This is a genomic window from uncultured Thiohalocapsa sp., assembly GCF_913062725.1.
Taxonomy (GTDB): Bacteria; Pseudomonadota; Gammaproteobacteria; order Chromatiales; family Chromatiaceae; genus Thiohalocapsa.
In genome coordinates this window covers 1-13,314 of sequence record NZ_CAJXWY010000016.1, presented here as the reverse complement: position 1 = coordinate 13,314, position 13,314 = coordinate 1, and the positions used below count along the sequence as shown (strand labels likewise).

At 68.4% G+C, this 13,314-nt stretch carries 14 protein-coding genes; 8 read left to right on the top strand and 6 right to left on the bottom strand.

What is annotated here, in order from left to right:
* Positions 1-505: 505 nt before the first annotated feature.
* From QZ588_RS06235 to QZ588_RS06200, 8 genes are all read left to right on the top strand, one after another.
* Positions 506-1,096 carry a SprT-like domain-containing protein gene (locus tag QZ588_RS06235; protein ID WP_295540938.1) on the top strand — a complete coding sequence of 197 codons (591 nt, stop codon included), beginning with the start codon at positions 506-508 and terminating at the stop codon, positions 1,094-1,096.
* A gap of 89 nt (positions 1,097-1,185) precedes the next feature.
* Positions 1,186-1,659: a TerB family tellurite resistance protein gene (locus tag QZ588_RS06230; RefSeq protein ID WP_295540936.1), complete on the top strand. Its 474-nt coding sequence runs from the start codon at positions 1,186-1,188 to the stop codon at positions 1,657-1,659.
* 76 nt (positions 1,660-1,735) lie between these two features.
* Positions 1,736-2,341, top strand: coding sequence for an HdeD family acid-resistance protein (locus tag QZ588_RS06225; RefSeq protein WP_295540934.1), 606 nt, complete (start codon positions 1,736-1,738; stop codon positions 2,339-2,341).
* A 58-nt stretch (positions 2,342-2,399) separates the two neighbouring features.
* Positions 2,400-3,506 carry an agmatine/peptidylarginine deiminase gene (locus QZ588_RS06220; protein ID WP_295540932.1) on the top strand — a complete coding sequence of 369 codons (1,107 nt, stop codon included), beginning with the start codon at positions 2,400-2,402 and terminating at the stop codon, positions 3,504-3,506.
* A gap of 456 nt (positions 3,507-3,962) precedes the next feature.
* Positions 3,963-5,456, top strand: a complete 1,494-nt coding sequence (locus QZ588_RS06215) for a BCCT family transporter (protein WP_295540930.1) — start codon at positions 3,963-3,965, stop codon at positions 5,454-5,456.
* 200 nt (positions 5,457-5,656) lie between these two features.
* Positions 5,657-6,805: a methyltransferase domain-containing protein gene (locus tag QZ588_RS06210; RefSeq protein WP_295540928.1), complete on the top strand. Its 1,149-nt coding sequence runs from the start codon at positions 5,657-5,659 to the stop codon at positions 6,803-6,805.
* Between the two features lie 204 nt (positions 6,806-7,009).
* The gene (locus tag QZ588_RS06205; protein WP_295540926.1) at positions 7,010-8,467 is read left to right on the top strand and encodes an FAD-dependent oxidoreductase; all 1,458 of its coding nucleotides are present in this window, start codon (positions 7,010-7,012) and stop codon (positions 8,465-8,467) included.
* A 124-nt stretch (positions 8,468-8,591) separates the two neighbouring features.
* The gene (locus QZ588_RS06200) at positions 8,592-8,771 is read left to right on the top strand and encodes a hypothetical protein (protein ID WP_295540924.1); all 180 of its coding nucleotides are present in this window, start codon (positions 8,592-8,594) and stop codon (positions 8,769-8,771) included.
* Between the two features lie 40 nt (positions 8,772-8,811).
* Here QZ588_RS06200 and QZ588_RS06195 read toward each other — a convergent pair whose 3' ends face one another.
* From QZ588_RS06195 to QZ588_RS06170, 6 genes are all read right to left on the bottom strand, one after another.
* Positions 8,812-9,984, bottom strand: a complete 1,173-nt coding sequence (locus QZ588_RS06195) for an AI-2E family transporter (protein ID WP_295540922.1) — start codon at positions 9,982-9,984, stop codon at positions 8,812-8,814.
* 54 nt (positions 9,985-10,038) lie between these two features.
* Entirely contained in the window at positions 10,039-10,380 is a 342-nt protein-coding gene (gene yidD / locus QZ588_RS06190; protein ID WP_295540920.1) for a membrane protein insertion efficiency factor YidD, read from the bottom strand.
* 7 nt (positions 10,381-10,387) lie between these two features.
* A complete protein-coding gene (gene ureG, locus QZ588_RS06185) occupies positions 10,388-11,011 on the bottom strand; it encodes an urease accessory protein UreG (protein WP_295540919.1) in 624 nt (207 codons plus the stop codon).
* Between the two features lie 44 nt (positions 11,012-11,055).
* On the bottom strand, positions 11,056-11,745 hold the full coding sequence (locus QZ588_RS06180) for an urease accessory UreF family protein (protein ID WP_295540918.1): 690 nt from the start codon (positions 11,743-11,745) through the stop codon (positions 11,056-11,058).
* Between the two features lie 7 nt (positions 11,746-11,752).
* The gene (ureE, locus tag QZ588_RS06175) at positions 11,753-12,202 is read right to left on the bottom strand and encodes an urease accessory protein UreE (protein WP_295541032.1); all 450 of its coding nucleotides are present in this window, start codon (positions 12,200-12,202) and stop codon (positions 11,753-11,755) included.
* A 47-nt stretch (positions 12,203-12,249) separates the two neighbouring features.
* Positions 12,250-13,314 (bottom strand): urease subunit alpha (locus QZ588_RS06170; protein WP_295540917.1); only part of this gene is annotated, 1,065 nt, incomplete at its 5' end.

Below are 13,314 nucleotides of genomic sequence, written 5' to 3'. Positions count from 1 at the left end.
CCGACGCCGTCGGGAAATACCTCTTAGCCTGCCGTGCAGGTGTCCGTGTGAGCGGCTGCCGGGCCCCATGGATCGATGGCATGCGCCGCCGCGACGTGCCGGTCGCCGCTGGCGTGACCGCCGGCCATTGACCACGCACGGCGTTTTGCGTTTCACCAGAAACAAAAAATGGGCCGGCGGCCCAATCGTTTGTGCCCGAACCTGTCGAGCAGGCGGTGTCAGCCTCCGCGAGCGGCGCAGACCAGCATCACCGCACCTTTGGCCGACCGTCGGCAATGCCTGTGGCGCTGCTCGGACGCGACCTGGGGGTCTGGTGCCCAAGCCGCGGAATAGTACCCCGACTCCGCACTTTCCGCAAGGTGCACGCCAACTTCAGCACATCCGCCGCTCGACCCGCCAGGCATGCGGGCCGGCTCGATCGACGCGACCACGCCGGCATCCTGAGCGCGCCGTCTGGACAGAGCGCATGGATTCCCGTGTAATCCGTGCCATGACGATCTCGTGCGTGCCAACCCCCGATGCCAGCCCCGACGCCGGGCGGGCAACACCCGCTGCGGTCGGCACGCAGGCCGACGCTGGCGAAGCCGCGCGGGAGCGCGCCCTGGCGCAGACCACGGCGCTGCTGGCCGCCGGCAGCACGCTCATCGCGCGACCCGTCCCGCGCCCACGGATCACTTTTGATCTGCGCGGCCGCTCGGCGGGCCAATTCCGGGTGGACGGCGGCGAGGCCAGTATTCGCTACAACTGCGCGTTGCTGGCACGCGAAGAGGCGCAGTTCCTGGCCCAGACGGTGCCGCACGAAGTTGCCCATTACCTGGCTTATCTGCGCTTCGGCTGCCACATCCGCCCGCACGGCCCGCAGTGGCAGCAGCTCATGCGCGCACTCGGCGCCGATCCCCGACGCTGCCACGATTTCGATGTCGCCGGGCTGACGACGAGACGCCTGCGGCGTCATCCGTATCACTGCCAGTGCGGCGAGCATGCACTCACGAGCATTCGCCACAACCGCATCCTGCGCGGTGCCCGCTATCGTTGCCGCGCCTGCGGTCAGGCGTTGCGCCCCGGGCGTGCACCCGCGGCGGCTACGGAAAGCTGACGCCGCCGCCCCCATCTAAGTCGACTCCGGGCCCGCCGAGGCCCCTCGCAACGCCGAGATACCGAGGCGCGAACAGGACACAAATCACCATGCTCAACAGCATTCGTACTTTTTTCAATACCCACCTGTCTCGTCCCAGCGAGCGCGCCCCCGAGGCCGCAGAGCAGGCCGTGCGCCGTGCGGCCGCAGCGCTGCTGCTCGAGATGACGCATATGTCGGAGGAGCCCCAGGCCATCGAGCGTGAAACGGTCATGTCCCTGGTGCGCGAGTGCTTCGGCATGACCTACTCCCAAGCCGAAGCCTTGCTGGGCTGCGCCGAGGCCGAGCGCAGCGCATCGACTGACTATTTCCAGTTCACCTCGCTGATCAACGAGCATTACGGGCCCGAGGACAAGGCGCGCCTGGTGTCTGCCTTATGGCAGGTCGCCTATGCCGACGAGCGTCTGGGCTGCTACGAAGAGTATTTAGTCCGCAAGCTCTCCGAGCTACTCTATGTGCCGCACAATGTTTTCATCCACGCCAAGCTCCAGGCCGAGCAAGCCGTGGCCGCCGGCGGGGGCTGAGCACGGCGCTCCGCCCTGACCCGGCGACCGGCAACCGGCGTCCCACCCCCGCATGCCCACTGACCAGGAGAGCAACATGAGCACCGACTCCAGCACGCTGCTACCACCACCACCGCCCGTCTTCGGCGAGCTCGAAAGGAACTGGGGCTGGCTGTTGCTGTTCGGTCTGGTCTCCATCGTGCTGGGCACACTCGGGCTTGGCATGACCTTTTTGCTGACCGAGTTCTCGGTGGTGTTCTTCGGTGTGCTCCTGGTGGTCGGCGGCGTGTTCCAGCTGCTGGATGCGATCAAGTGCCGCGGCTGGAAGAGCATCGCCTGGCATGTCCTCATCGCCCTGCTCTACGTGGGTACCGGCCTGCTGATGCTGCTGCAAACCGAGCTCGCCGCATTGTCGCTCACGCTGATCATCGCCTACGCCCTCATCGCCGTCGGCATCCTGCGGGCCGTCATGGCCTTTCAGGTGCGCCCGTCGAAGGGCTGGTGGTGGCCGCTGCTATCCGGCGTCGTCTCGGTGCTTTTGGGTGTGATGATCCTGCTTGAATGGCCACAGTCCGGACTCTGGGTCATCGGCCTCTTCATCGCCATCGAGCTGATCTTCAACGGCTGGGCCTATGTGTTCGTCGCGCTGGCGGCGCGCACGGCGGCCAAGGAGCGCAAGGCCCGGGGCTCGGTAACCGCCTGACCCGCGCCTGACCCGCGCCATCGCGTCGTGCCGTCTGTCTGAGTCCCACCCCTGCACCATGGCACGCCTGCCGGCGGAGTGGGAGCCGCAGTACGCGGTGTTGCTGACCTGGCCGCATCCGGCCACGGACTGGGCGGCGCAGATCGACGCGGTCGAGGCGGTTTACCTGCAGATCGCCGCCGCCATCACGGCCCGCCAGCGCCTGCTGGTCGTCTGCCACGACACCGATCACCGCCGGCACGTGCGCGCGCGCCTCGTCGCACACGGCATCGCCCCCGATGCGGCGGCGCTCGCCATCGCACCCAGCAACGACACCTGGACACGGGATCACGGCCCACTCACGGTCCTGGACAGCGCCGGCGGGGCGCGGCCGGTGGATTTCCGTTTCAACGGCTGGGGCGCCAAGTTCGCGGCCGACCTCGATGACCGCATCACAGGGCACCTGCACGCCGGCGGCTGGCTCGGGACGGCGCCGCTGATCACGAGCCGGCTCGTGCTGGAGGGCGGTGCCGTGGATACCAACGGCGCGGGCACGCTCCTGGCGGTCCGCCGTACGCTGCTGGACCCCGCACGCAATCCGGGCTGGCAGCAGGCGACGGTCGAGGCGGAGCTCGCGAGGACGCTCGGCATCCGCCGCTGTCTGTGGCTGGAACAGGGGCAGCTCGACGGCGACGACACCGACGGTCACATCGATACCCTGGCACGCTTTTGTGCGCCCGCCGTCATTTGCCATGTCACCGCCCACCCGAGCGCCTCTGCGACGGAGCGGGCCGCCCTCGCCGGGCTCCGCTCGGAACTGGCCGCGCTGCGCGGTGACGACGGCCGTCCCTACCAACTGGTGCCGCTACCGGCACCGGCGCCGCTCACGGATGCGCACGCGCGTGTGCTGGCCGCCAGCTACGCCAATTTCCTGATCATCAATGGCGCGGTGCTACTGCCGGGCTACGGCGATGCCGCCGATGCCGTCGCCGCCGAGCGGCTCGCCACCTGCTTTCCCGGGCGTCGCGTGGAGATCATCGATTGCCGGGCGCTCATCCGCCAAGGCGGCAGCCTGCACTGCATCACCATGCAACTGCCCCGGGCCGCCGGGCAATGGCGCATGGCGTCACCCGCCGTCGCCACCACCGGTGCCTTGGTCCAGGCGGAACAAGCCGCCACCTGGTAACCGGGCGGGGTCCGGAGCGGCGGTGGCGTCGGGGGTCTGGGCCACCAAGGGCACCGATGACTGCGCGACGGCGACCGTTGCGCCACCTTCGGCCGCCACCTGGCTGGCCGCGGCGAGCACCAACGTCAAACCACTGGCGACCAGCGAAGGAAACATGACCACCTCCTGCGACGACAGCAACCGTTCGCCCCGGCCCATCGGCCGGCGGCATCTCAATCGGTACATTAGCATAAGCTTATATTATTGCCTTGACCCAGATCCTGTCCCGCCGATCGCTGTGCGGCGAGCCGCGCTGTCTCGGCTGATAACGCGTACCGGCGCCGGTCCTACCCGGGGCGCCCGGTTCGGGCATCTGCCCCCGCCACTCGCCACCGCCTGCCCCTGATGCACACACCGCCCCCGAGCCAGCCACAGCTTGTCGCTGACCGACGTCGCGGGACCCGAGCGGCGCTGGCGGTGGTCGCCCTGCTCACCTTGTGGATCCTGGGCTGGCCGGCGGCCGCCACCAGCGCCATCGGCGCCATCACCGGCGCGATCGTGGATACCGCCGGCTGGCTGGTGCTGCTGTTCGCCACCGCCCTGCTCGTGCTCGGCTCGCTGATCGTCGTGAGCCCGGCGGGGCGACTTCGCCTGGGCCCACCGGAGGCGACACCAGAGTTTAGTCTGCTGTCCTGGCTCGCCATGCTCTTCGCGGCGGGCATGGGCTCGGGCCTGGTCTTCTGGGGCGTCGCCGAGCCCCTGACGCACAGCCAAACCCTGGCCGCCGGCGCCGTGAGCACGACGGGTGCCGAGGCGACGGCCATGGCCATCACCTGGTTCCACTGGGGCCTGCATGCCTGGGCCATCTACGCGCTGGCGGCGTTGGCCATCGCCTGGTTTCATACCCGTCGCGGCCTCCCGGAGACGCCATCCGCCAGCATCGCCGCCGGCTGGCGCGGCTGGCTCCCCGGGCCGCTGTGTCACGCCCTCGGGCGCGCGGCGGATCTGGTGGGCGTCGCCGCCGTGATCTTCGGCGTCGCCGGGGCGCTGGCCAACAGCATCATCCTGCTGCAGGCGGGCATCGACTCTGCCATCGGCTGGACGGCGTCCAGCATGGGCCTGCAGCTGGCCTTGCTGGCGCTCCTGGCGGCGGCCTTCACGGGCTCGGCGGCCACGGGTATCGGCGGCGGCATCCGCTGGCTCAGTAATCTGAATCTGGCCACCGCGCTGGCGCTGATGCTGGCATTGCTGGTACTCGGCAACCCCGCTGCGGTGGCTGCGCTCGGCGTCGAGGCGTTGGGCACCTGGCTCGCCGCCATGCCGGACTGGTCGCTGGCGCCCATCCGTATGCACGCCGCCGATGCGCCCGCCACGGACGACTGGGCCGGCGACTGGACCATCACCTACCTGGTCTGGTGGATCGCCTGGACACCCTTCGTTGGGCTCTTCATCGCCCGTATCAGCCGGGGGCGAACGCTGCGTACTTTCCTGCTGGGCGCGATCCTGGTGCCGACGCTGGTCTCCATGCTGTGGTTCGCCGTGCTCGGCGGCGGTGCCCTGGCCTACGATGCGGCGGAGGGCGAGCTGCTGCACGCATCCCTGGCCGAGCATTACACACGCCCCCTATTCCTGTGGCTGGATGCCCTGCCATCGGGCAACTTGCTGGCATGGCTGGTGTGCGCACTCCTGTTCATATTCATGGTCACCAGCGCGGACTCGGCCTGTTTTGTGCTCGGTATGCTGTCGAGCGGCCGCACCCAGCCGGACCTGACCAGCAAGCTCGGCTGGGGCCTGTTACTGACGGCGCTCACCGCCGGACTCCTGCTGCGCAACGATGTCGATGTGAACAAGGCCGTGGCCATCATCGGCGCCCTGCCGTTCACGCTGTTCCTGCTGCTGCAGGTGGTGGCATTGGTGCGTGCATTGCTGGGCCGGCAACACGGTGAGCGTGCACCGGCAGCCAGCACCTGAGCCGCGTCGACCGAGCCGGGCACCGCCACCACTGGCATACCGATGAAGCTGCGACGGCCACTGTCATGACGAGCCAGTCCCCGGCGAGCAGCGGGGCGCCCGCGGCCGACACAGGTCGCCGAGCCCCGCGCGCAAGCGTTCCCGACATCGCGACCCCACCGCTCGATTTACGCCTGGATCTGCATTGGCGCAGCGATGGCGTGCAGCACTGCGACAGCCTCGTCCTGCCCCGGGCGCAACTGGCGCAGGCCGTACTGCCGGAGCCACTGGCGCAAGCGGTGACGGACACGCCCGCAGGCGCTGTCACGACCCACCGCTTCGCGCCCGGCGAGCTACTGGCGGACTGGGATCCCCAAGGCCTCGTGACCGTACAACCGAGCACATTCGATGGGCGCGATCTCGGCGGGGGGCCGATACAGCCGCGGCGGGGACGCTTCTACCCCGGAAGCCTCCTGGTGACCGCCCGGGACCAGCCCGGCGGCGGCGCACCCCTGCGCGTCGTCGATGTCGACACCCACAGCCTCAGGATCGACTTCAACCACCCGCTGGCCGGCAAGCCCCTGGAGGTTTGTACCGGCAGCATCTCCGCGCCGACGACGGGCCCGGTCGTCGCCGGGGAGGACTCGCCCAAGGACCTTCGCGCGCTGCTCACCGCCAACGGACCCGGCATGCAGGGCCGCTGGCGGGACCAGCCGACGGATTTCTTCGCCGATGAGCCATTCCTGCGCGCGGATGACGACGACCCGGGGTTTTACGCCCGCCCACGGCTGGTGGACCACCTGGACAGCGCCGCCATCGCCGAGATCCGGGCACTGTACGGCCGCCTCATCCCCCGCCGCAGCCGCATCCTGGATCTGATGGCCAGCTGGCATTCCCACCTGCCCGCCGCGCTGGCGCCGGCACAGGTCGCCGGCGTCGGCATGAACGCGGAGGAGCTGGCACGGAATCCGGCGCTCACGCAGCGGATGCTCCACGACCTCAACACCGAGCCACGCCTACCTTGCGCGGACGCAACCTTCGACGCCGTCGTTTGCACCGTGTCGGTGGAATACCTCACCAACCCCTTCGCGGTGTTCCGTGAGCTGGGCCGGGTGCTCCGCCCGGGCGGCATCGCGGTGATGACCTTCTCCAATCGCTGGTTCCCCACCAAGGCCATCCGCCTCTGGCAGGAACTGCACGCATTCGAGCGTCCCGGGCTGGTGCTGGAGTATTTCCGCGCCACGGACTGCTTTCGGGCCCTCAACACCTGGAGCCTGCGCGGTTTGCCGAGGCCCGCGGACGACCGCTACGCGCGCAGGCTCACCCTATCCGATCCGCTGCATGCGGTCTGGGCGCGGCGCAGCGGGTAGTGGCGATCGTGGCCGCAGTTGGCCGGGGACGTCTCGGCGCCCGGTCAGTCCCGCGGCGAGGCCGCCGCACGGCTGACAGGGTCACGGCCGCGAAAGCCTGAATCCAGCCAATCGTTCAAGCTCCATCGCCATTGATCTGTGTCTTTGTCCGGCGCACGCCAAGGGGAGTAGCGTAGGCGGGCGATCATCAGAGGAGGTCACCCCATGGCACGTATTCTGATTTTGGGTGCCGGCATTTCCGGACACACAACCGCCCGCTATCTCGGCAAGTGGATCGGTAACGAGCACGAGGTCAGCGTGGTGTCGCCGAACGCCAAGTGGAACTGGATCCCATCGAACATCTGGGTGGGTGTCGGCGAGATGACCGAAAAGCAGGTCACCTTCGCGCTCGCACCGATCTACCGTAAGATCAACGTCAAGTTCCACCAGGCCCGGGCGTTATCCATACACCCCGATGGCGGCGGCGCCATACGGGAGCCGCACGTCACCATCGAGTATACGGACCCGGACCGCGCCGGTGAGACCACGACGCTGTCTTACGACTATCTCGTCAACGCCACGGGGCCCAAGCTCAACTTCGGCGCCACCCCGGGCCTGGGGCCGGACGGCGGCTATACCACCTCCGTATGCACACCGCAGCATGCGCTGCACGCCAACGAGCAGCTGCAGGCGGCCATCGCAGCCATGCGACAGGGCCAGCAGAAGACCTTCGTGGTCGGCACGGGGCACGGCATGTGCACCTGTCAGGGCGCCGCCTTCGAGTACATCTACAACGTCGACCACATGCTGCGCCAGGCCGGTGTGCGCGACAAGGGCCGGCTGGTGTGGATCAGCAACGAGTACGAGCTCGGCGACTTCGGCATGGGTGGCGTGCATATCAAGCGCGGTGGCTACATCACCAACGGCAAGGTGTTCGCCGAGTCGCTCATGGTGGAGCGTGGCATCGAGTGGATCGTGCGTGCCGCCGTCAAACAGGTGCAGCCCGGCGAGCTCACGTACGAGCTGCTCGACGGCAGTGAGCACACGCTGGCGTTCGACTTCGCAATGCTGATTCCGCCCTTCGCCGGCCAACCGCTCAAGGCCTTCGACGCCGGCGGAACCGACATCACCGCCGAGCTCTTCGCCCCCAACGGCTTCATGAAGGTGGACGGCGACTACACGCCGAAGCCCTACGAGGAGTGGAGCAAGGCCGATTGGCCGCGCACCTACCAGACGCCCAAGTACAAGAACATCTTCGCCATCGGTATCGCCTTCGCACCGCCCCACCCCATCAGCAAGCCCATGAAGAGCCCCAGCGGCACGCCCATCAGTCCGACGCCGCCGCGCACGGGCATGCCCTCGGCGGCCATCGGCAAGGCCGTGGCGGAAAACATCCGCGATTTGCTGCAGGGCGCCACCGAGCTGAGCCACTCGGCCTCCATGGCGGAGATGGGCGCCGCCTGTGTCGCCTCCACGGGCTTCCATGTGCTCAAGGGCACGGCGGCCACCATGACGGTGTTCCCCGTGGTGCCGGACTATGAGACCTACCCGGAGTACGGCCGTGACATGCACCTGACCTTCGGCGAGATCGGTCTCGCCGGCCACTGGATGAAGTACATCCTGCACCACGTCTTCATGTATCAGGCCAAGCTGCGCCCGGGCTGGTCTGTGCTCCCGGACTGAGCGGACTGGGACGCGCCTTACACCCGGGCGAGCACCCGTGGCCCCGGCGGCACCGCACAGCGGTCGGCCCGGCTGCGGGCGCATCGGATCCACCTAATCCTGTCATGCATGCAGAGGTTGCGCCATGTCCACCGACACCCTGACACCAAGGCCCAAAAACAAAGAGCCCTATCAGCAGGCCTACTATCCGCCGGTGCCCACCAAGCTCGTCCGTTGGCTGCGCACCAGCATTGTCTGGCAGTTCTTTCGGTTCTGGATCATCAACTTCAAGATTCTGCGGCTCTTGCTGAAATCGCATCATTGACGCCACCAGCCAAGCCAACAGGCACGGCCCGGAAGGCGGCTCAGTCGCCGATGGCCGCGTCGCCGGTCATCGGCTTCTGCGCGGATGCCACAGCCGCGCCGCCCGGTTCGACGCCGGGCGGCGCCACCGCCGCCAGCCAGGCCAGGAACAGCTCATAGCCCAGGGCCAGGATCACGGCACCCACGAACAGGCCGATGATGCCGGCGGCGATGAAACCGCCGATGGCGCCGATGAAGATCACCGGCATGGGCACCGCGGCGCCACGGCCCAACAGCACGGGCTTGAGCACATTGTCGATGGAGCCGACGAACAGCGACCACAGGGCGAACAGCACCGCCGTACTGAGGTCAGCGGTATAGAACAGATAGATGATGACCGGCAGCAACACCGGAAAGGCGCCAATCTGCACCACCGCCAACAGCAGCGCCACCAGCGCCCAGAGCCCCGCCATGGGCACGCCCGCGGCCAGCATGCCGAGCCCCGCCAGCACCGCCTGGATCAACGCCACACCGAGAATGCCGCGGGAGACACTGCGCACCACGTCCTCCGCCAGGCGCACGAAGCGCAGACCGCGTCTGCCCGCCAGGCGCCAGCCGATGGCATCGGCCGCGCGACGGCCGGTATCGCTCTTCGCGAGCAGGACGCCGGCGATGAAAATCGCCAGCACGAAGTGCAACAGGCCCATGCCGGCACTGGTGGCAAGATGTAGCAGCCAGCCGCCCATCGCCTTCAGCTGCGGCTCGAGCGAGCGCAGGGTGCCCTCGATGTTGGTCGAGGCGTCGCGCCAGAGGGACTCGAGATCCGGGCCGATGAGGGGCACGCCGCTGAGATCGGGCGGCGCCGGCAGCTGCAGATCACCACTCTGGAATCCCTGCGCGAGCCACTCCGCCCCATGGGCCACGGTGCCGCTCAGCATCGCCACCGGTACCAGCAGCACCAACAGCGCGATGAGCACGAACGCCACCGACGCGAGCGCAGGCCGTCCACCCAGCAGGTCCAGTAAGCGCCGGTAGCCCGGCCAGGTCGCCACCGCCAGGATAATGCCCCAGGCGATGGGCACCAGGAAGGGCTCCATAATGCGATAACACAGCAGCAACAGGGCACCGAGGAGCCCGATACGGATGGCGGCTTCCATGGCCGGGTCGTGTTGTGCACGCGGCAGGACCGGCGACCGGGCCGGTGCTTGGGCCTCGGTGGTGTGGGTCTCGCTCATGGCGTCGTCACCCGTTGTCAGTGGTCGTGGGCGGTGGGCCTTGGTGGTCCGGGATTACCGTCGAGGCGGGCCAGGACGCGTGGCGTCGCCGGGTGCTTCGGTATCCTCGGCGGGCTGCCCGCACCGCGCTTCGCCACACACAGGCGGTACCGGATCGAAGCCCGAGTCGCCCCAGGGATGGCAACGGCAGAGACGCCGCAGCGTGAGCCAGCCACCGCGCACGGCACCGTGCCGGGCCAGCGCCTCCAACGCATAATCGGAGCAGGTGGGCAGGAAACGACAGCGCGGGCCGATCAGCGGCGAGATGATGTACTGGTAGGCCTTGATCGGCACCACGAGTGGCGCGAGCGCAAGCCGCCGCGCCCAGGTCTGGCGGTACGTGCTGACCTTGGTCATGATCGGCTCAGCCAGCCGCCGCCGACAGCAGTCCCTCGCGGCGGACCATGTCCACCACCGCATCCAGGCCCTCGCCGGTGCGCAGGTTGGTGAGCACGAACGGACGCTCGCCGCGCATGCGCGCGGCATCCCGCGCCATGACGTCCAGCGACGCACCCACGTAGGGCGCCAGATCGATCTTGTTGATGACCAGCAGATTCGAGCGGGTAATGCCAGGCCCGCCCTTGCGCGGGATCTTCTCTCCCTCAGACACGTCGATGACGTAGATAGTGAGATCGGCGAGCTCCGGGCTGAAGGTGGCCGCCAGGTTATCGCCACCGCTCTCGATGAAGATGATGTCGAGCGCCGGAAAGCGTGCCTGCAGGTCCTCGACGGCGGCGAGATTCATGGAGGCATCCTCGCGGATCGCCGTGTGCGGACAGCCGCCGGTCTCCACCCCAACGATGCGCGCGGCGTCCAGCGCCTTGGAGTGGATCAGGAACTCCGCGTCCTCGCGGGTATAGATGTCGTTGGTGACCACGGCGATCTCGTACTCGCCGCGCAGGCGTTTGCACAGGGCATCCAGCAGTGCCGTCTTGCCGGAGCCGACGGGGCCGCCGACGCCGACGCGCAGGGGATTATTGACAGTCATGATAGGCGTGCTCGACGGTAGACCAGTCGTATCCGGAAGTTGCATCAAGAGCGAAACAGCCGCGTGTACTGGCGCTCGTGGCGGGCACTGGCGATGGCCAGCGCCGGGCTGGCGGCGCCGATGTCGTCATCGGCCAAGGCCAGCGCCAGTGCAACGGCACCCGGCACCTGCGCGGCGATCCGCGCCAGTGCCCGCTGCCCATCGCTCTGCCCCAACGGCACCGCCTTGACGGCGGCGAGCACCAGGTTTTCGGCCCAGGCGAAGGCGAGCCCGCCCAAAGCGTCCGCCACCGGGATATGCCAGCGCTCGGCCGCGAAGGCGAAGCCCGCCGTCTGGCTCTGGGCCAACAGCAACCGCCACTCGGTGTTGCCCGGCAGGTCCCAGACACGCAGCAGATCAGCCATGGCCCGCCCGCGCTGGCGCTCTTCGGCGCGCAGTTCGGCGCTCTCGCGGCCGGCGAGCAGCAGATCGACCCAGTGCGCCAGGGCGTCGCGGTCGCCGGCCGCCACCGACGCCATCATGCGTGCGGCTACGGGCAGGTCCAGATGGGCCAGTGTCGCCCAGAGCTCATCGCTGAGCCAGCGCTCGGTGTCGTCGGCATCGCCGATCCATCCCGCCTCCACCGCCCATTCCAGCCCTTGGGAGTAGGTGAAGGCGCCCACCGGCAGCGATGGGCTCACCAGTTGCATCAGCCGCAGCAGTGCGGGCGGCACCCGTGACGCCGTATCCGTCATGACCCGATCAGTCGTGCCCGTGTCCGTGCCCGTGCCCATGGCCGCCGCCATAGGCGCCGGGCTCGGGCGCGAAGGCGGCCTGCATCCGGCTGACCCGTAAGCCAAGACCACGCACCAGGTCGTCCAGCACATGATCATGGAGCCAGCACAGCCGCCCCGGCGCGATCTGCAGCGACACATGACGATTGCCAAGATGGTAGCAGGCCCGCGCCAGCAGCAGCGGATCATCGCTCTCGGCACAGGACAGTGGCTCGGCTGCGGCGACGATACGCACGGCCCGCCCATCCTCGGCGCCCAGCACATCGCCGTCGCGCAGCACCTCCCCCCGGGGCAACAGGACGCCCGCCTCACGGCCGTCGTCCAGTCGGATACGCTGGCGCGAGCGCCCGCGTTGCTCCAGGGTCAGGTGCGCCGTGGTGCTCACCTCGGTGCCGGCGGGCAGGCGCCGCGTCAGCATCGGCAGGCCAAGCTCAGACATGGTGGTACCCGGTGTGGATCAATTCCTCAAAACAAAAAATACCGCTGCGCCATGGGCAGCACATCCGCCGGCTCGCAGGTGAGGAGCTGCCCGTCGGCACGGACCTGGTAGGTCTGCGGGTCCACCTCCAGGTGGGGCAGCCAGGCATTGTGGACCATGTCCGCCTTGGTGACCTGACGCACGTCGCGGGCGACGCCGATGAGCCGCTTCAGGTTCAGCTTCTGCGCCACCGCATCCTGCATGGCCCAACCGGAGACGAAGGTCATGCTGGTCCCGCCCACCGCACGCCCCACCGACGCGAACATGGGCCGGTAGTGCACCGGCTGCGGCGTCGGGATGGAGGCGTTCGGATCGCCCATGGCGGCGGTGGCGATGAGCCCGCCCTTGATGACGAGACTCGGCTTGGTGCCGAAAAAGGCCGGGCGCCACAGCACCAGATCCGCGAGCTTGCCCACCGCGACGCTGCCCACCTCATGGGCGATGCCATGGGTGATGGCGGGATTGATGGTGTACTTGGCCACAAAGCGCTTGGCGCGGGCGTTGTCGTGCTCGGCGGGGTCGCTGAGCCCATCCGGCGATGACAGGCTGCCGAACTGGACCTTCATCTTGTGCGCCGTCTGCCAGGTGCGGGTGATGACCTCGCCCACCCGGCCCATGGCCTGGCTGTCGGAGGCGATCATGCTGAAGGCGCCGTAGTCGTGCAGGATATCCTCGGCGGCGATGGTCTCCTTGCGGATGCGCGATTCCGCAAAGGCGACGTCCTCCGGGATGGACGGCGACAGGTGATGGCAGACCATGAGCATGTCCAGATGCTCATCGACGGTGTTCACCGTGTAGGGCCGCGTGGGGTTGGTGGACGACGGCAGCACGTTGGCGAGCCCCGCCGCTTTGATGATGTCCGGCGCATGGCCGCCGCCGGCGCCCTCGGTGTGGTAGGTGTGGATACAGCGGTCTTTGAAGGCGGCGATGGTGTCCTCGACGAAGCCGGACTCGTTGAGGGTGTCCGTATGGATCGCCACCTGCACGTCCATCTTCTCGGCCACGCCCAGGCAGCAGTCGATGGCGGCCGGCGTGGTGCCCCAGTCCTCGTG

Coding starts and splice junctions, on each gene's coding strand:
- QZ588_RS06230 (WP_295540936.1), top strand. CDS start 1,186: ATGCTCAACAGCATTCGTACTTTTTTCAATACCCACCTGTCTCGTCCC.
- QZ588_RS06225 (WP_295540934.1), top strand. CDS start 1,736: ATGAGCACCGACTCCAGCACGCTGCTACCACCACCACCGCCCGTCTTC.
- QZ588_RS06220 (WP_295540932.1), top strand. CDS start 2,400: ATGGCACGCCTGCCGGCGGAGTGGGAGCCGCAGTACGCGGTGTTGCTG.
- QZ588_RS06205 (WP_295540926.1), top strand. CDS start 7,010: ATGGCACGTATTCTGATTTTGGGTGCCGGCATTTCCGGACACACAACC.
- QZ588_RS06200 (WP_295540924.1), top strand. CDS start 8,592: ATGTCCACCGACACCCTGACACCAAGGCCCAAAAACAAAGAGCCCTAT.
- QZ588_RS06195 (WP_295540922.1), bottom strand. CDS start 9,984: ATGAGCGAGACCCACACCACCGAGGCCCAAGCACCGGCCCGGTCGCCG.
- yidD (WP_295540920.1), bottom strand. CDS start 10,380: ATGACCAAGGTCAGCACGTACCGCCAGACCTGGGCGCGGCGGCTTGCG.
- ureG (WP_295540919.1), bottom strand. CDS start 11,011: ATGACTGTCAATAATCCCCTGCGCGTCGGCGTCGGCGGCCCCGTCGGC.
- QZ588_RS06180 (WP_295540918.1), bottom strand. CDS start 11,745: ATGACGGATACGGCGTCACGGGTGCCGCCCGCACTGCTGCGGCTGATG.
- ureE (WP_295541032.1), bottom strand. CDS start 12,202: ATGCTGACGCGGCGCCTGCCCGCCGGCACCGAGGTGAGCACCACGGCG.